We start from the raw sequence: 17,022 nt of genomic DNA on the forward strand, positions 1-17,022 counted from the left end.
GCTGTGGTTAAGCGTTGGCGGACGTTTTTTCTGCTGCGGGCTGTGCAGGCATTTCTTCGGCGGCAGGCAGCTGAGCGGACTCTTCAAGCGGAAGGGTGCGCAGCGAGTTAACTTCTTTTTCCAGACGGCCTATCTGCTTGCGTGCACGGCGCAGGGCCGCACCCAGACGGATACGCTCGGCGATGAAATACACCAGCGTTGCAAGCGAACCGGCCAGAAAGCCGAGCAGCAGCAGGAAATAGAAGGGCAGGGGAATGGTTTGCCAGGCCCCCATGAAAAGATCGAACCGGAGCGTGATGGGCTGTGAAAGCACCTGCGTGTTCTGAACAAAGAACAGCATGGATACAAAAAACAGCAGCACCAGTCCTAATACTTTAATGAAACGCATATATCTCCTCCTAAAGTTGTTCGCCCGCGGGCAGCCTTTCAAAATACGGTTTCAGTGCGGCATAGGTGGCATTAAGATGCTCGGGTATGACGCGCGTTTCGTCCATCACCGCCATGAACGAAGAGTCTCCGTTCCAGCGGGGCACAAGATGGAAATGCAGATGCTCACGGATTCCGGCCCCGGCAGCTTCTCCCAGATTCAGCCCCACGTTGATGCCCTGCGGAGAAAAACGCTCATTGAGGATGCGGACGCATGCCTGAATCAGATCCATGTTCTCATGCGCCTCATCCACTGAAAGTTCCGCCAGATTCATCACATGGCGATAAGGGGTTACCATGAGGTGACCATTATTATACGGAAATTTATTCATGATGACAAAGTTGAACTTGCCCCGATACAGAATAAGCCTTTCCTCATCTTCCTGCGTGTGTTCGGGAAGACAGAAAACGCAGGTGTCCGGTTTGGGGCCGAGGATGTACTCAAGGCGCCATGGTGCCCATAGTGTTTTCATATTTTCTCCGTCTGATTTCCCGCAAGGCCGTCTGCATGATAAGCGCCTGAAACGGGCGGCAAGCGCGGCAAACGCCGCCTGTGCCGTATGATACCGGTGTTGAAACTACCTACACAGTCAATACGTTGAACGCAATCAAATCCTTGCAGTGATTAGTGCCCGGTGCCGCGCTGCTATTGCTGTTCGTCGCGGCCGTAATTATAGCGTCGCAGCATGCTGTGGGCCAGCTCCAGCTGTTCTTTACGGCTGTGGGCTGCTCCGTCCAGTTTGGCTGCCAGCACATGGTTCAGCACCTTGCCGAAGCAAGGGCCGGGGTGCCCGCCCATGGCCTGCAGGTCTTCGCCGCTGATGTCTGTCCGGATATCCCGCAGCTTGGTAAGGTAATGCGAGACGAATTTGCGGATTTCATCCACACGTGTTCTTGCCATGATGTAAAGAAGGCCTTCGGGCGGCAAAGAATGCAGGATGTTGTAAAGTCCGCTCATGGAACGGTCTTTTTTCAGCCATGTGGAAAGCAGGGCCGCCGCTTCGCGGGTGTTTTCACGCAGCAGCATAAAATCACGGCTCTGCTTACGCGGCAGATACAGTCTTTTAAGCAGATCGCGCACGTCGGCATATTTGGCATTGTGGCACAAGGCAAGCAGATGCACAGTCCATGCTTCCGCCGCAGGGTCCTGATACAGCAGCCTGTGCCAGCCGAGCACCTTTTCCACGTCGGCGATAATTTGTTCTTTGCCATAGCTCAGTGCCAGCACCGGGTGCACACTGCGCAACAGGTCGAACTCTTCCATCCTTTTAAAGCAGGCGAGCGGGGAGGCCTCTTCAGTGATAAGGCGCAGTTCGTGGAACAGGCGTGAACCGGACAACTTTTCCATGAGTCCGAGACCGAGAGCGTTTTTGATGAGCCGTGAAGTCTGCGGGCCTATAGCAAAATTGTATCGTTTTTCAAAGCGGATGGCTCTAAGAATCCTGGTGGGGTCTTCCACGAAGCTCAGCGAATGGAGTACCCGGATACGCTTGTCTTTGATATCCTGCTGCGAGCCGAAAAAGTCCACCAGTCTGCCGAAACTGCTTTCATTGAGCTGAACTGCCAGAGCGTTAATGGTGAAATCCCGCCGGAAGAGATCCATCTTGATGGAAGATAGCTCTACAGTGGGCAGGGCCGCAGGGTATTCATAATATTCCAGTCTGGCCGTAGCCACATCTATCCGGCTTTCTACACCGTTTTCGTCATCAAAGATTACAACTGCGGTTTTGAACTTCTGGTGCTCGCGTATGCGTCCGTTCAGTTGTTTTGCCAGTCTGCGGGCAAATGTTATCCCGTCTCCTTCAACAACCAGATCAAGGTCCAGATTGGGCCTGCCCAGCAGCAGGTCGCGTATAAAGCCGCCAACAGCGTATACCGCGACCCCTGAAACATCCCCCAGCTTTCCTGCGGCTTCCAGCCAGCCGCAGTGCATGCGGGGCAGCCGTTCACGTATCAGCGAACGGATGTTCCGGTCACGCTTTCTGTCGGGCTGAAGCGTTTCTGGAATCCGGGCGGGCTCTTCAATTATTGTATTGATGAGATCCGTCCGGGTGATCACTCCGATGGCGTTGCCGTTTTCGTCCACCACGGGCACCAGACGCTGACGCTGACCTACTATTATTTCCATCATGGTGTGCAGGTCGTCTTCGGGCGATGCAGTATGCACATGGCGGTTCATGTAGTCGGTCACGGGGGCTGCGCCCAGCCCGTGAGCGACTGCGCGGGTGGCGGTCTGGTATTCTATGTAGCCCGTACAGCGTGCGGTACCCGGCATCACCACCGGCACGGCCTTCAGGCCGAAGCGCTGCATGGTTTCCGCCGCTTTGGCAATGGTTGCCGTTTCCGGTTCGGCAATGACCGGCGCAGACATGATGGAGGCGACAGTCAGCTGTTTGTTGACCGCGGAATAGAGAAGCGTAAAAAGTTCATCCTTTACTTGAGAAAGTGTTTTGAATTTGACGGATGCTGAAGCTGCGTATGTGTGTCCGCCACCGCCGAAACCGGAGCATATGGCTCCCACATCAACGTCTGAAGAGCGTGCGCGGGCCACTATCTGTACCCTGTCTTCCATGCGTCCCAAAGCAAAGAGCACGCTGATGTTTTCCATATCCATCAGCTTGTGGGCCAGCAGGGCAAAGTCGCCCATGTATTCATCCATGCTGGCTTCGGCTATCACAACGGGAACACCGTTGATGTCGTGCGTGTGCGCTGTTTCAAGCAGTTCATTAAGGGCGGATATCTGTTCGCTGGTCAGATCACGGGTAAGCAGTTCAGAAATGGTGTTCAGGTCCATTCCCTGCGTTTTCAGCCAGCCTGCGGCGGCAAAGTCATGTTCGGTGGTTGAGGCGAAGGTGAAGGAGCCGGTATCCTCAAAAATACCCAGCCCGATGATGGTGGCTTCATCCGGAGTAAGCGCGAGTCCGGCCTGTTGTATTTCGGTGGTCAGGATGGTGGCTGTGGCTCCCCACTGGCGGACCGTCACAAGGCTTCCCTGTATGTCCTCGTCCGTGTCGGGGTGGTGGTCATAAAGGTGTACTTCAACTTCCGGACGTTCAAGTATAGCATGAACATGAGGCACCCTTGAGTGCTGGCGGGTGTCGACTATGACCAGCTTTTCAACGCTGGTTACATCAATGTCCTTTGCCTGCCGGAAGTTGAAAAGATAGGTGGCGCTTTTGATGAAGAAGTGTCTCAGGGTGCGTTCCTGGCTGCCGGGGAAAAGCAGTGTGGCACCGGGGTATAGTCTGCCTGCGGCGACAATGGAAGCCAGCGCGTCAAAATCGGCATTGGCATGGGCGGTCACAACCACGGGGGCGGCTATAAGAGGGGGTGAAGTCGTCATACGTTTCTGACCGTCGCTAGATTTTGATTTTGGAGCGCGGATGGAACTGTTTGTGTATCCTGCGCAGGCGTTCTGTTTCTACGTGGGTGTAAATTTCGGTGGCGGCGATATCGGCATGGCCCAGCAGCAGCTGGACCGTACGCAGATCGGCGCCGCCTTCCAGCAGATGGGTGGCAAATGAGTGCCGGAAAGTGTGCGGTGATATCTGCCTGTGTATGCCTGCATCTGCCACATGCCGCCTGACAATCTTCCAGACTGCCTGTCTGGTCAGCCCCTTGCCGGAGCGGTTGAGGAAAAGAATATCTTCCACGGGTTTGAAAGCCGGGCGCCAGTCGCGCAGGTATGCGCCAAGAAAACGGGCCGCGGTTGCATGGACCGGCACCGTGCGCTCTTTGGCCCCTTTTCCGAAAACACGGACAAGCCCTGTAAGCGGATCGAAATCGAGGGGCTTGAGAGTGATAAGTTCTGATACCCGCAGTCCCGCAGCGTACAGAAGCTCCAGCATGGTTCTGTCGCGGAAGCCCAGCTTTTCTTTAAGGTCGGGCTGTGCGAGGACTTCGGCAATTTCCTGCTGCGAGAGGTACTCGGGCAATGACTTGGGAATTTTCGGATTTTCAAGAAATCTGCAAGGATTTTCACTCAGCAGATTCTGTTCTGTGCCGTAGCGGAACAGTCCGCGAAGCGCGGCAAGCTGGCGGGCAAGCGACTTGCTTGATAGCCCTCTGCGCCGCAGGTGCATGATATATAAAAGCAGGCTCTGGTCCGTCACATCCTCAAGCCGGCTTTTTTTATGGTGCAGAAAATCGAGAAAGCTCTGAAGGTCCGTGCCGTATGACGACAGCGTGTTTTCAGAAAGTCCGCGTGAAATAAGCAGATGCTGCAGAAAGCTGTCAACAATGGGGTGGGGCGGGGCGGCAGCTTCATTTTTCTGAGAGTTTTTCAGCATGGTATTCTATATCTGGGTCTATTGATCAGGGTATGTTTTCAGGATACTACACAGGGCTGTAATTCGGAACAAGAGCTAAAAATTGACTCCGGTTACGACAACAGTTACTTTGTCAGACTCAGCCGGAACGCCCGGACAGTTACGGCATGAACAGAAAACAGGGCTTATGGCAGAGCCTTGAGATACCGGCGGGGATGAAAATCCCAAGGAGACAACACGAATGACCCAGTTTACACTCGCTGACCGGCTTGCGACGCTTCCTCCCTATCTTTTCGCACAGATAGACAAGGTTAAAGCGGAAGTTGCCGCCCGGGGCGTGGATATCATCAGCCTTGGCATAGGCGATCCCGATATGCCCACACCGGACTTCGTCATCGAAGCCCTGAAGAAGGCGGCTGAAAAACCGGCAAATCATCAGTACCCCTCGTATACCGGTATGCTGGCTTTCCGTCAGGAAGTGGCCAACTGGTACAAGCGGCGGTATGCGGTGGAACTTGACCCGAAAACCGAAGTGCTGACGCTTATCGGTTCCAAGGAAGGCATTGCGCATTTTCCCACAGCCTTTGTCAATCCGGGGGATCTGGTACTGGTGTGCCCGCCTTGCTACCCCGTGTACGCCATTGCTTCCCGCTTTATGGGTGGGGTGGTGCAGGAACTTCCGCTGTTGGAAGAAAATGATTTCCTGCCCGATCTCGATGCCGTTGATGAAGCCACATGGGAAAAAGCCCGCTGCATTTTTGTGAACTATCCCAATAACCCCACTGCAGCTATGGCACCGCGCAGCTTTTTTGAAAAGCTGATCGGCATTGCCAGAAAGCATAATGTTATTGTGGTGCACGATGCCGCTTACACCGAGATGTATTACAACGAGAACAACCGGCCTCTTTCCATTATGGAAATTCCCGGTGCCATGGATGTGGCCATAGAGTTCAACTCGCTTTCCAAGCCCTACAACATGACGGGCTGGCGCATCGCCATGGCAGTGGGTAATGCCTCTCTGGTGGCCGGTCTGGGCAAAGTCAAGGAAAACATGGACTCGGGCGCTTTTCAGGCCGTTCAGGAGGCCGCCATCGTGGCCTTGCGCGACGGTGACGCTTTTCTTGCAGAAATCCGTGACATTTACCGCAAGCGTCGCGATACCGTTATTGCCGCATTGAATAAAATCGGCATTACCTGCCGTGTGCCCGAAGCCTCACTTTATGTTTGGGCCAGAGTGCCCGAAGGTTATACCTCTTCGGACTTTGTGACCCGCGTGTTGCAGGAGACCGGCGTGGTGATGACACCCGGCAACGGTTTTGGTGCGGCAGGCGAAGGGTATTTCCGTATTTCTCTTACAGTCAATGACGAGCGACTTGAGGAGGCCGTATCCCGAATCGCCAGCCTGTAACCGTTTATATCTGCCTTGGCTCCAATCAAGGCGATACAGATGCAAATCTGGAAAGGGCAGTGGCTGCCATTGCAGCCCTGTCCGGCCTTACGGTGGAAAAAAGGTCTTCTGTTTACCGCACAGAGCCGCAGGAAAAAAAGAATCAGCCGTGGTTTGCCAATCAGGTGCTGAGGTGCCGTTGTTCCGGATGGACTCCGGCAGCACTTATGCAGTCTTTGCTGGACTGCGAGACGGCTTTGGGCCGGGTGCGTGATGTGGCGGACCCGGCTGACAGATTTGGTCCGCGGGTGATAGATATTGATCTGCTGCTGTTTGCAGATGTGGAAAGCTCTTCTTCTCTGGTGACGCTTCCCCATCCGCGTATGTGGCAGAGAGCGTTTGTTCTGGTTCCGCTTCTTGAGGTTTATGAGGAACCGGAAGATGTTACATCGGTCTCGGCAGACAGGCAAAACAGCCTGTTTTCTGCCGGAGCTATCCGCAGCCGTCTTGCTCAGCTGCAGTTCCGCGTAGAAAGAGACTGTATCTGGCAATAAACTGCACAAGGAGAGGGATCGTTCATGCTCAAGTGGTTGATTATCGCTGTCGCCGGCTACCTGCTTTTCCGTATGCTGACCAATGACCAGAAGCGTAAATCGCAGGATGGTGACAAGGAAAAAGAACGTATGTACGCAGCCGGAGAAATGGTGAAAGATCCGGTTTGTGGGGCATATGTTGAAAGTGACGGGGGCATAAGTGTCCGCGACGGCGAAACTGTTCACCGCTTTTGCAGCTATGAATGCCGTGACAAATTTCTTGAGCAGTTGAAAGGGGGCGGAAGAGAGATTCCGGCCACAGCTCAGACAGAAAAAGAACCGGAATAAAAACCGGCACATTTGGCAATCTGCAGATGCAGAGAAGGCCTTTCCAGCCCGCGGCAGTAACTGTCGCGGGCTTTTTTGTATATGGTGGGCTCGGAAACGGCAGTTTGGAGTATTAAGCAGAATCATGCGGAGACCGCGCGCTCTGGCAGCGTTTGTCCTGGCAAGTGCAGGCCATTGGCATCCATATACCGCCAAGTACCGCTAGTAGGCCCAATAACTGTGGTTTGGAAGATTAGAGTGAAGAAACAGATAGATAGTGAAGACTGAGTGAGGCATATGGCAAAAGAAGATCGCTGACATCAGGGAACTGCAGGAAGCGCATTGTGCGGGATACGTGTGAATTCTTCAAGATAGTGGCCGAGAGCCCTGACAGGCGGAGGTAGCCCGATTGCTCATGCCGCCGGAGCCGGACGGCGCTCATAGGGGGGCTTAGCTGGCTGCCGGATTTGTCGTCTTCCGGCGTCTTCCGGTTTGGGGGGAACCCGTAGGCAAGTGCCTTGGTCTTGGGCTGGCTGCCGAAGAGATTTTCAGATGAGGTCTGAAGATGGGCAGGGAAAAACACCGGCGGAGGCTGACAGAAAAGCGGGATAATGACTTGAACTTTCCCTTTATTAATGTCTCATAATGTAAATTATGTTAACTTTAAGTAATGAGATGTTGAATTATTTAGAGCAAGTATGTTTTTAATGCTTTTTGTGAAACAATCGGTAAGTGATGTATTTAAAGTGCCCGCTTGAAGGATTTGGTCGTGTTTGAAAAAGGCTGCTTAAATGTCTTTCTAAGGCCTTTTTTTTGTCATTGTGTATAATCTTGCGTCTGCGTGTTTTTGGCGCCTGCAATGGCCGGATACGGCTCACAATCCATGTGTCCGTACCCTTCGAGGTCTGTCTATCGCGGATCTGCTTCCGGGTCTGCCCTGCCATGCCCCCCTGTTGCTCCTGTTGATTTGCCCCCGTCGCGGTTGCAAGCTTCTGAGCCACCGTATGGATACGAGACTGCTGAGTTACGGGAGGGATGGCGTTCTTGAGTAAATTGCCCTAAAAATCTGGAAGGTTTCTCTGCCGGCAATTTCTTTAATTTTTTCCTGAAATAAAGCCTTGTAGCCGCGCTATTACGGTCGGGACTCTGCTTCGGCTGCTGTTTGCGGACTGCAGGCTTAATGTGATTATTTTTAAAGATTTACCAGCTGTTATCCGCTTTGGGGGGCATTCTGTGGGGCAGCGTAGCCGGGCAATTTACACAACTGCCCTGCATTCACTTTTCGAGGAGACAATTAAACGACCCCATCTCTTTTGTGTTTTAAAAGATGGGGTCCAGTGGCTTTTTTCAGGTGTATGGCATGGTTCTGTGTCAGAACATGCCGGAGTTTGATGTCAGGCTTTGGGGATCATGGCGTGGTTGCAGCACTTTTTTTGTATCGCTCAACGGGAGTCTTTCAAGCGGGACATGCTGTAATCATAAGCGTTCCGCATCGCAGGACCCTGTTATAATTGTGGAATGGCAGCTCCGTCGCCGGATTTTCAGATTGTTTGAGGTATGGATGCCCGGGACTGCAGAGCTCCGCAGATCCCTTTACGGCATTCATTTATTCTGTCCCCTGATTCTTCTCCGTCTGGACTCGGCGGGACCCGGATGGCTGGGTTTTCCAGCGTTTGTGCATCCAGAACCACTGTTCTGGGTATTTTTTGACCATCGACTCTATGGCACTGTTATAGTAACGCGTTACGGCCTCGACACGCTCGTCGGCTGTACCCTCAAGCTCCGTGGTGTCCAGTGGCGGCAAGTGATGAAAACGGAATCTGCCGTTTGGAGCTCTTATCATAAATGCTGGTAGCACAAGGGCTTTTGCTCTTACAGCAAGAATGGCAGGGCCTCTGTTGACTGCTGCGGTTTTGCCGAGAAAGGGCAGGAACAATGCCTCGGCTTCGCTGCAGTTGTGGTCTGCCAGAAAGCAGGCAATGGCGTTGTTTTTCAGCGCCTTGAGCACGGGCCTCGCAGCATTTCTATGATCTACTATACGCAGATTGTTTGCGCTGCGGAGAGCGACAATAGCCTTTTGAAAAAACATGTTTTTTTGCCTGCGCGTGACCACAAGCTGCTCTTTGCCGCAGTGTGCGTGTTGGGACAGGCAGCCGGTCAGCATTTCCCATGCGCCCAGATGTGCGGTAATGCCCACTATGGGGCGCGGCAGCGCCAGAACGCCCGCCAGCTGCTCTGCATCGTCAATGTCGGTCAGCGGGGGCAGAGAATCTTTCAGGCGGGGGTTGAGCAGGATTTCGGCAAACGACTGACAATTGCTTTTAAAGCTTTCTCTGGCGATTGCTTCTGCTTGCCGTCTGCCGGCTCCCAGACGTTTTTGTATAGATTCTACGGCCAGCTTTCGTCTGTCCGGAAGAATGTGCCACAGCAGCGTTCCCAGCCCCCTTCCGCATCTGCGAACCGTGGAAAAGCCTATTCTGTTACCGATAAAGAGTGCACTTTCTGAGGCGAAATCAAACATGGTACGGGTTCTTCAGGGAATTGAGTTTTGTCTGCAGTTGCGCCGCTGCACTTGCCAGCATGTTCTGGTCTGTAGCCGTTGCCTGCGGTGCATACGGCTCACCAAAGACAATATGGACGCTGCTGAACGGTACAGGCAGCTGAAACTGGTCCCACGCTTTTTCAAATACCTTGCGCCGTTGCATGAATATGCGCACAGGAACCACCTGCGCGGGCGTTCTGGCCGCAAGAAACAGCGCCCCTTCTTTCACCACATGGCGTGGTCCGCGCGGGCCGTCTACGGTCACACAGCCGCAGATGCCTTCATTGCGCATCATGCGTGATGCCTGAAGCAGAGCTTTAACTCCTCCTCGCGAGCTTGAGCCCCGCGCGGTGCGCAGCCCCAGTCTGCGCAGTACTCCGGCCAGATACTCGCCGTCTCTGCTCTGGCTGACAACCGTTACAATGTCCAGCTGGCGTTTGATGTGCATGAGCGGAAACAGCTCGTCATGCCACAGAGCAAAGACCATGGGAGTCCGCTGATTCCACAGCGCGTCCACTGCTTCCCGGCCGGTTTCGGAATACCGGAGTGTGGAACACCATAACTTGTATAGCGTGTACAAGGGCGGACAGACCAGAGAAGGACTTATTTTCATACTGCGCCTTTTTATGCCTGCGGCAGTGCACAACCGTTGTCTTCGGTTGTGTGCTCTGTCTGAAACTGCATATTGTACAGACGTGTGTACAGCGGGCACGATCCCAGCAGGTCTTCATGACGTCCCTGCGACACTATCCTGCCCTTCTCCATCACCAGAATTCTGTCTGCTCCGAGAATGGTGGAAAGACGATGCGCAATGACTATGCTCGTCCGGTGTGCCATCAGATTTTCCAGTGCTTTCTGGACAATGCGTTCCGACTCGGAATCAAGTGCGCTGGTTGCTTCATCCAGAATCAGCAGCGGAGCGTCCTTAAGAATCGCCCGTGCGATGGTAAGCCGCTGTTTCTGCCCGCCGGAAAGCTTTACGCCTCTTTCGCCGATGACGGTCTGGTACCCGTCTTTAAGCTGCAGGATGAAATCGTGTGCGTATGCCGCACGGGCTGCTTCGTAAACTGCTTCTTCCGAGGTGCTTTCCATGCCGTAGGCAATGTTTTCCATTACAGGAATATTAAAAAGGAAAGAATCCTGCGACACCATGGCCACGTTACGACGCAGTGTGGCCAGGGTGTATTCTCTGATATCTGTTCCGTTCAGCAGAATCCGGCCCTCTGTCTGTTCATAAAAACGCGGTATCAGGTTGACAAAGGTCGTTTTTCCGGCCCCGCTGGGGCCAACAATGGCAACCCGTTCTCCTTGTCTGACGGTCAGGTTTATGTTGTCTAGCACGGGGGCGGGACAGCCTTCGTAGTGAAACGTCAGGTTTTCAAACCGAATTTCTTCAAAGCTGCCGGAAAAAGGTACGGTGCCGTCTTTTTCTACAACAATATCTTTGGAATCAAGGATTTCAAATACCCTTTCAGCACCGGCCAGAGCCCGCTGGATGTCCATGTTTGCCGAGTTCAGGCTTTTTACAGGGTCGTATAACATGACCAGTCCGGCAACGAACGAGAAAAACGTTCCCGGTGTGGAAACGCCGTCTATCACTTGTTTGCCGCCGTACCAGATGACAAGTCCTATCCCCACCGCACCTATCAGTTCCATCACAGGCGAAGACAGTTCGCTGAAGACGGTTTCTTTAATGGCTATTTTGACAAGGCGGTTGTTTTCCTGCTTGAAGCGCGCAGCTTCCTTGTCTTCGGTGGCAAAGGCTTTGACTACCCGGATGCCGCTGAAAATTTCCTGCAGAAAGATAGAGATGTCGGAAAGTTTGTTCTGGTTGCGCCGGCTCAGCTTACGCAGTTTACGGCCGAAGTAGATGAACGGAAAGGCCGCAAGCGGCAGTACCAGCACAGCCCATATGGCAAGAAACCAGTCCTGATAGAACACCACCCCGATGAGGCAGCACATGGTGATCACCTGTCGTACAATCATGACGACAGACGGCAGGCTTGCCCGTATCAGCATGACATCGTTTATTATTCTGGACATCAGCATGCCGACCTGATTTTCTTCGTAAAAGCGGGTCGGAAGGCAGATTATTTTCCGGTACAGTTCGTTACGCAGGCGTTCAAGCACCATGAGCCCGCAGTAGCGCATGAAATAGTTCTGAACATAGCGCCCCAGGCCCTTGATGGTTATGATGACAATATAGGCGAAGGGCACAAGCAGCAGCATGGTTTCGTTTTTGCTGATGAATATGTCGTCCAGCGCCGGTTTGACCAGATACGCGGCAGCACCGGTGCACGCAGCCACTGAAAGCATGCCCAGCGTGGCAATGGTTATATGAAGCTTGTAGGAACTGAAGTAACCGAGTATCCGGCGGAAGAGTATGCGCCCTTCCGATTTTTTTGTGTGCTGCTCTCGCTGTGCTGTAGACATCGATATCCGTTACGGCGTGCGGCCGTTGCTTTTTGCGGTTAATGCCGTCAATATCAGGCTCTGCCGGACGTTGTGCGCCGGACTTATTTTTGTACCCGTCCAAAACAGGAGTCGCATAATGCCAGAAATTGAACTGAACTGCCAGAACCTTCCCTGCCCCCAGCCTGTGCTGAAGTGCAAGGATTGTATTGATACCCGGTCTCCCGCACAGATGGCTGTCATTGTGGATAACGCTGCGGCAAAAGAGAATGTAACGCGTTTTCTGGGTACCCGCGGGTATGCGGTGACGGCAACGGAAACTCCGCAGGGGGCATGGAAACTTCAAGCTGTACTTGAATCTTCTGTCGGGGCTCAGAGCGGTTGCGAACAGTGCGAAGTGCTTTCGTCTGAAGAACTGCGTGCTCTGGATGAAAAAACGGTTGTTCTGATTACCACTGAAGTGCTGGGGAGCGGAGATGATACACTCGGAACAAGGCTGATGAAAAACTTTCTGGCAACGCTGCCCGAGCTGGGCAGTACCTTGTGGCGGGTTGTTTTGCTTAACGGCGGAGTAAAGCTCGCTTCGGACGGCCACGAAGCACTTCCTGAACTGCAGAAGCTTGAGTCTGCCGGGGTGGACATTCTGGTCTGCGGAACGTGCCTTGACTTTTTCGGTCTGCTGGAACGCAAAGCGGCCGGACAGACGACCAACATGCTGGATGTTGTGACAAGTCTGCAATTGGCTACAAAAGTTATCCGTCCCTGACGGCTTCCGGTCGGTTCTGGGCGGGCATATAATTGTGCCTTAAAGTTTAACTTGAAGAATATATGACTAAAAAAAATGATCTCGTAAATAAAGCGCGGGCACGACAAAAGCCTGCACGCAGCGGCCTTTCCGCCCCGCGTACGGCCCGTTCCGGTGCACTGGCACAACGCAATGCTCCTGCCGGACATGAGGCGGAACAGTCTGTGCGGATTAACAAGGCACTGGCCGATGCCGGAGTCTGTTCGCGCCGTGCAGCCGATGAACTTGTGGCTCAGGGGGTTGTAACGGTTAACGGGGTTGTGGTGGATACCCCCGGCGTGAAAGTTGTTCCGGACAGGGATGAGCTCTGCGTTCGTGGTAAAAAGATTTTCTTGAAGTCTTCTTCCTCTCGTAGCCATACCTATTTGATGATGCACAAGCCTGTGGAAGTGGTCACTACCGTCAGTGATCCTGAAGGGCGCAGGACTGTCATTGATATTCTGCCCCCATTACATCGTAAAAAAAGACTTTTTCCTGTAGGAAGACTGGATTTTTTTTCAGAGGGCCTGCTTTTGCTGACAGATGACGGCGTGCTAACCCACAGACTTACTCACCCTTCCTGGCATCTGCCCAAGACATACCTGGTAAAGGTCAGAGGCGTGGTGCAGGACAACGATCTGCAGGCTATGCGAAAAGGGATGACGCTTGCCGAGGGGGAAAAGCTTGCCCCCGTGGAGGTAGAGGTGCTGAGCCGGCATCATGACTGGCTGCTGTTGGAGATGACTCTTTTTCAGGGTATCAACCGGCAGATTCGCAGGATGTGCAGGGATGCCGGTCTGACAGTGCTTTCTTTGCACAGAGTCAGGCAGGGACCGCTGTCGCTGGGAGAACTGCGTACGGGTGAAGTACGGGAATTGACTGACAGTGAAATTGCGGCGCTGAAGGCTTCTGTGGATTTGTAAGAGATTGGCGTGGATTTTCTTGTCAGTCGGGAGGGCTGCCTGTACCCTTCTGGCTTATTCCTCTTATATCTCTTGCAGCGTGGCCAGCAACCTAGCTGTGCATAAAAAAGGCCCTCTGGTGGACAGCGTCCACCAGAGGGCCTTTTTACTGAATAACCTGTCAGCATTTTTTACTGAAAAAGTTTTTTTTCCATCACCTTGTCCGAGGTCCTGTCTTCAATATCTGTTCCGGCGGGCGGCGAAAAACGGAAACTGTCTGTTCCAGACTCGATGTCAAACTGCATGTCCGAAAATTCAAGCATGTTTTCATTGCCGTAAAAGTCTGTAACGGCCACTTTTTTCAATTCACCGCTTTGTGTGTCCACCCAGAGAACAGCCTCCGTGAGAGTCTGCTGCGGATGATAAGGATACAGATGGATTCTGGTACTGCCCTGCTCTTCTTCGACTTCTATTTCAAAGTCTGAATCAAGATTCGTTCTGCCTGTGATAAAGCGCATGATGGTGTCAGAATCTTTCAGAATATCAAGAGGATATTTGTAGGCGACCTCTTCGTCGGGAATGTAATTCCACACCGCCGAGTCTGTAACAACAATAAGTTCGCGCGAAGGATGTACGGTTTCCCAGCGCAGCGAATCCGGCTTGCGGAAGATGATGCTTCCCTGCCTTGTTTCTGTGGTGCCGCTTTGTCTGTGGGTGAGTGTTTGTACAAAATCTGCTTTAAAAGAAGTATAGCTGCGTACTTTTTTTTCCAGCGCTGCTACCGCGTCAGGGGCTGCTGCGGCCTGACCGGTGAGAGCCAGCGCTGCGATAAAAAAGACAATTGTCAAAATATGTTGTTTGTGCATGGAATTCTCCGGTAATTAATTCTCTCTGGCCCCGATGACTGTTCTGGGCTTGCTGCCATCAGCCGGGCCTATGATACCGTCCTGCTCCATCTGCTCCACATAGCGGGCGGCTCTGTTGAAGCCAATCCGGAACCGCCGCTGGATGAGAGATATCGAGGCCTTGCCCTGACTCATGACAAACTGCACTGCCTCGGCGTACACCGGGTCGTCGCCCAGACTGTCCCCGGCGCCCCCGTTTATGCCGGAATCGTCGGCAGACGGACTGCCCCATTCCGAAAAGTCTACCCTGTAGCTGGGGGCCTGACGCTCTTTCCAGTATTCAACCACGGCTGCCACATCCTCGTCGGAGACAAAGGCACCGTGCATGCGCTGCAGACGCCCTCCTCCCGGTTTAAATAGCATGTCGCCCCGTCCCAGCAGATGTTCTGCTCCCACGGTATCGAGAATGGTCCGCGAATCGTGTTTGGAGGTGACCTGAAAAGATATGCGGCAGGGGAAGTTCGCTTTGATAAGCCCTGTTACAACGTCCACGCTGGGGCGCTGTGTGGCCAGAATCATGTGGATTCCGGCTGCACGGGCAAGCTGTGCCAGCCTGACGATGCTTGTTTCGACCTCCTTGGCCGCGGTGAGCATCAGGTCTGCAAGCTCGTCAATGATGATGACCAGATAAGGAAGCTTTTCAAGGTCGCAGAATTCAGCAGGTACGGCATCGCCGAAGCTTTCGATTTTCTGATTGTATCCGGTGACGTTGCGAACTCCCAGCCGGGCCATGGCTTCGTATCGTTTGTCCATTTCATGCACAGCCCAGTCCAGAGCATTTTTAGCGTGCGCCATGTCGGTGACCACAGGATGGACAAGATGCGGCAGGTCTGCATAAACCGCCAGTTCGATGCGCTTGGGGTCCACCAGCAGCAGCTGTACTTCTTCCGGTCGCGCTTTGAACAGAAAGCTCATAAGTATGGAGTTGATGCATACACTTTTACCGGCACCAGTGGCACCGGCCACCAGAAGATGGGGCATTTTGGCAAGGTCTGCCACAGTGGGAATGCCGGAAATGTCCTTGCCGATGGCCATGGTCAGATAGGATTCCGCTTTGCCGAAAGGCTCTGACCCCAGCAGTTCTTTAAGGCTTACTGTTTCGCGATCCTCGTTGGGAATTTCCACACCGACGGTGTCTTTGCCGGGGATCGGGGCCTGTATACGGACCGCAATGGCCTTGAGTGCCAGAGCCAGATCGTCGCTCAGGTTGGCTATACGGCTTACTTTGACACCGGCAGCGGGTCTGATTTCAAACATGGTGACCACGGGGCCGGGGGTGATGCGGACAAGTTCTCCCTGTATACCGAAGTCCGCAAGGCAAGAGACAAGTGTCTGACCTTTACTTTCCAGTACTGCCTTGGGCGTTTTTTTATCAATACCTTTAGGTGTTTCCAGCATGGATGCGGACGGCAGTTTGACCTTGCGTCTGGGCCGCTGCCCTGCACCGCAGGATGTCCGGCCCGCCGTGCCTTGTGAAGGTGCGGTTTCCGGTTGCAACTCGGCCAGAGGGGCGGGTTCGTCTTTTTCAGGGCCGATGTAGAACTGCGCGGAATTGCCGTCGGCTGATATTTCTGCCCCGCTGTTTTCCGCCGGCAGCGGAGAGGCAGAGGCTGAGCTTTCCGACGGCGAATCATCTTCCGTGTCAGATTCGAGCCGCGCAAAAGCCGTCCGGGCTTCTGGCCGGCTCTGTTTTTCGACAGGAAAGAATATATGCCAGAAGTTTCGTAAGGCCGCCGCAGCACGCCGGGTGCGCGCGATTGCAACGCCTCGGGGGCGCTCTTCGGGCTCTTTTTGCGCCATGACAATCAGGTCGGCTTGCGGCAGAGCCTTGCTGCGTGCAGAACGGAAACTGCGCTTTTTTAAGCCTTCAGGAAGGGAAAATGAGCCTGCGGCTTCTGTCAGCACTGCGAAGAGTGCAACCCATGTGAATCCCACGGCAAGCTGTATAGACACAAGAAAGGCGAAAATCCACAGAATAACAGCGCCGGCTGTCCCAAGATACCGCTGACCCAGCCGCGAAAGCTCGTGTCCGATAAGCCCGCCGCCGGTGATATCGCCTATGCCGATATGGATGGCCGACGTGAAGGAGGCTATGCACATACCCAGCAGGGTAAGCCCCACCCATCGCCACCATAGAATGTCGCCGGCTTTCAGATAATGGCGTGCCGCGGAAACGAATACCGCGACAGGAAAGAGAAAGGCGGACAGGCCGAAAATGTCGACCAGCAGGCCGGAAAGATATGCACCTGCGAGCCCTGCCCAGTTGTCAAAGCCGGAACGTCCGCTGACGGCATGGTTGAAGCTTGGGTCTGCCTGACTGTATGAGATGAGACTCAGTAGCAGGACTGCCCCGCAAAAGACGAGAAACAGCGCGAAAATTTCACGCGCCAGTCTGTTGCCTTTTGAAATGGTCGGCCTCCGGAAAAAAGAGATCAAAGGTTAAAGAAAGAAGGGATACAGCCTCTTCAGCCATATCCCTTACCGTAATCAAAATGCTGCGTCCATAGCCGCGGGCAATAACGCCGGCGGGACAGGA

14 protein-coding genes are annotated in these 17,022 nt (G+C 53.6%); 5 read left to right on the plus strand and 9 right to left on the minus strand.

Features of this window, described 5'->3' with window-relative positions:
- Nucleotides 1–7: 7 nt before the first annotated feature.
- The 4 genes from ACZ5D1_RS08350 to xerD form a co-directional block, all read right to left on the minus strand.
- Nucleotides 8–388 (minus strand): lipopolysaccharide assembly protein LapA domain-containing protein, encoded by a 381-nt coding sequence (locus tag ACZ5D1_RS08350; RefSeq protein ID WP_011367881.1) that lies wholly within the window; start codon nucleotides 386–388, stop codon nucleotides 8–10.
- 10 nt (nucleotides 389–398) lie between these two features.
- Nucleotides 399–899, minus strand: coding sequence for an HIT family protein (locus tag ACZ5D1_RS08355; RefSeq protein ID WP_011367880.1), 501 nt, complete (start codon nucleotides 897–899; stop codon nucleotides 399–401).
- Nucleotides 900–1,072: 173 nt separating this feature from the next.
- Complete coding sequence (locus ACZ5D1_RS08360) at nucleotides 1,073–3,769, minus strand: CBS domain-containing protein (RefSeq protein WP_464554561.1); 2,697 nt, start codon at nucleotides 3,767–3,769, stop codon at nucleotides 1,073–1,075.
- A 16-nt stretch (nucleotides 3,770–3,785) separates the two neighbouring features.
- Nucleotides 3,786–4,715, minus strand: coding sequence for a site-specific tyrosine recombinase XerD (gene xerD / locus ACZ5D1_RS08365; RefSeq protein ID WP_273194459.1), 930 nt, complete (start codon nucleotides 4,713–4,715; stop codon nucleotides 3,786–3,788).
- 220 nt (nucleotides 4,716–4,935) lie between these two features.
- Here xerD and ACZ5D1_RS08370 point away from each other — a divergent pair, with 220 nt between their 5' ends.
- From ACZ5D1_RS08370 to ACZ5D1_RS08380, 3 genes are read left to right on the plus strand one after another with little or no spacing between them, the layout of a single operon-like run.
- On the plus strand, nucleotides 4,936–6,102 hold the full coding sequence (locus tag ACZ5D1_RS08370) for an LL-diaminopimelate aminotransferase (protein WP_011367877.1): 1,167 nt from the start codon (nucleotides 4,936–4,938) through the stop codon (nucleotides 6,100–6,102).
- Nucleotides 6,103–6,110: 8 nt separating this feature from the next.
- Nucleotides 6,111–6,635: a 2-amino-4-hydroxy-6-hydroxymethyldihydropteridine diphosphokinase gene (folK, locus tag ACZ5D1_RS08375; protein ID WP_081428116.1), complete on the plus strand. Its 525-nt coding sequence runs from the start codon at nucleotides 6,111–6,113 to the stop codon at nucleotides 6,633–6,635.
- Nucleotides 6,636–6,659: 24 nt separating this feature from the next.
- A complete protein-coding gene (locus tag ACZ5D1_RS08380) occupies nucleotides 6,660–6,962 on the plus strand; it encodes a TRASH domain-containing protein (RefSeq protein ID WP_011367875.1) in 303 nt (100 codons plus the stop codon).
- Nucleotides 6,963–8,547: 1,585 nt separating this feature from the next.
- On the opposite strand, the gene ACZ5D1_RS08385 is transcribed toward ACZ5D1_RS08380, so the two are convergent.
- The 3 genes from ACZ5D1_RS08385 to msbA form a co-directional block, all read right to left on the minus strand.
- Nucleotides 8,548–9,462 (minus strand): lysophospholipid acyltransferase family protein, encoded by a 915-nt coding sequence (locus ACZ5D1_RS08385; protein WP_464554564.1) that lies wholly within the window; start codon nucleotides 9,460–9,462, stop codon nucleotides 8,548–8,550.
- Complete coding sequence (locus ACZ5D1_RS08390; RefSeq protein WP_455697178.1) at nucleotides 9,455–9,970, minus strand: lysophospholipid acyltransferase family protein; 516 nt, start codon at nucleotides 9,968–9,970, stop codon at nucleotides 9,455–9,457. The genes ACZ5D1_RS08385 and ACZ5D1_RS08390 overlap by 8 nt, the downstream gene beginning before the upstream one ends.
- A gap of 137 nt (nucleotides 9,971–10,107) precedes the next feature.
- Entirely contained in the window at nucleotides 10,108–11,916 is a 1,809-nt protein-coding gene (gene msbA / locus ACZ5D1_RS08395) for a lipid A export permease/ATP-binding protein MsbA (protein ID WP_011367872.1), read from the minus strand.
- 118 nt (nucleotides 11,917–12,034) lie between these two features.
- Here msbA and yedF point away from each other — a divergent pair, with 118 nt between their 5' ends.
- Nucleotides 12,035–12,661, plus strand: coding sequence for a sulfurtransferase-like selenium metabolism protein YedF (gene yedF / locus ACZ5D1_RS08400; protein ID WP_011367871.1), 627 nt, complete (start codon nucleotides 12,035–12,037; stop codon nucleotides 12,659–12,661).
- A gap of 62 nt (nucleotides 12,662–12,723) precedes the next feature.
- A complete protein-coding gene (locus ACZ5D1_RS08405) occupies nucleotides 12,724–13,602 on the plus strand; it encodes a pseudouridine synthase (protein ID WP_081701831.1) in 879 nt (292 codons plus the stop codon).
- A 170-nt stretch (nucleotides 13,603–13,772) separates the two neighbouring features.
- Here the strand turns inward: ACZ5D1_RS08405 and lolA are convergent, their stop codons facing one another.
- Both lolA and ACZ5D1_RS08415 read right to left on the minus strand, forming a co-directional pair.
- A complete protein-coding gene (gene lolA, locus ACZ5D1_RS08410; protein ID WP_464554566.1) occupies nucleotides 13,773–14,447 on the minus strand; it encodes an outer membrane lipoprotein periplasmic chaperone LolA in 675 nt (224 codons plus the stop codon).
- Between the two features lie 15 nt (nucleotides 14,448–14,462).
- The gene (locus ACZ5D1_RS08415) at nucleotides 14,463–16,922 is read right to left on the minus strand and encodes a DNA translocase FtsK (RefSeq protein WP_464554568.1); all 2,460 of its coding nucleotides are present in this window, start codon (nucleotides 16,920–16,922) and stop codon (nucleotides 14,463–14,465) included.
- Between the last annotated feature and the right edge of the window lie 100 nt (nucleotides 16,923–17,022).

Source organism: Oleidesulfovibrio vietnamensis (assembly GCF_055388115.1).

Excerpts from the sequence above, each read along its gene's own strand:
- ACZ5D1_RS08350 (WP_011367881.1), bottom strand. The coding sequence starts at position 388 with ATGCGTTTCATTAAAGTATTAGGACTGGTGCTGCTGTTTTTTGTATCC.
- ACZ5D1_RS08355 (WP_011367880.1), bottom strand. The coding sequence starts at position 899 with ATGAAAACACTATGGGCACCATGGCGCCTTGAGTACATCCTCGGCCCC.
- ACZ5D1_RS08360 (WP_464554561.1), bottom strand. The coding sequence starts at position 3,769 with ATGACGACTTCACCCCCTCTTATAGCCGCCCCCGTGGTTGTGACCGCC.
- xerD (WP_273194459.1), bottom strand. The coding sequence starts at position 4,715 with ATGCTGAAAAACTCTCAGAAAAATGAAGCTGCCGCCCCGCCCCACCCC.
- ACZ5D1_RS08370 (WP_011367877.1), top strand. The coding sequence starts at position 4,936 with ATGACCCAGTTTACACTCGCTGACCGGCTTGCGACGCTTCCTCCCTAT.
- ACZ5D1_RS08380 (WP_011367875.1), top strand. The coding sequence starts at position 6,660 with ATGCTCAAGTGGTTGATTATCGCTGTCGCCGGCTACCTGCTTTTCCGT.
- ACZ5D1_RS08385 (WP_464554564.1), bottom strand. The coding sequence starts at position 9,462 with ATGTTTGATTTCGCCTCAGAAAGTGCACTCTTTATCGGTAACAGAATA.
- ACZ5D1_RS08390 (WP_455697178.1), bottom strand. The coding sequence starts at position 9,970 with ATGGTCTTTGCTCTGTGGCATGACGAGCTGTTTCCGCTCATGCACATC.
- msbA (WP_011367872.1), bottom strand. The coding sequence starts at position 11,916 with ATGTCTACAGCACAGCGAGAGCAGCACACAAAAAAATCGGAAGGGCGC.
- yedF (WP_011367871.1), top strand. The coding sequence starts at position 12,035 with ATGCCAGAAATTGAACTGAACTGCCAGAACCTTCCCTGCCCCCAGCCT.
- ACZ5D1_RS08405 (WP_081701831.1), top strand. The coding sequence starts at position 12,724 with ATGACTAAAAAAAATGATCTCGTAAATAAAGCGCGGGCACGACAAAAG.
- lolA (WP_464554566.1), bottom strand. The coding sequence starts at position 14,447 with ATGCACAAACAACATATTTTGACAATTGTCTTTTTTATCGCAGCGCTG.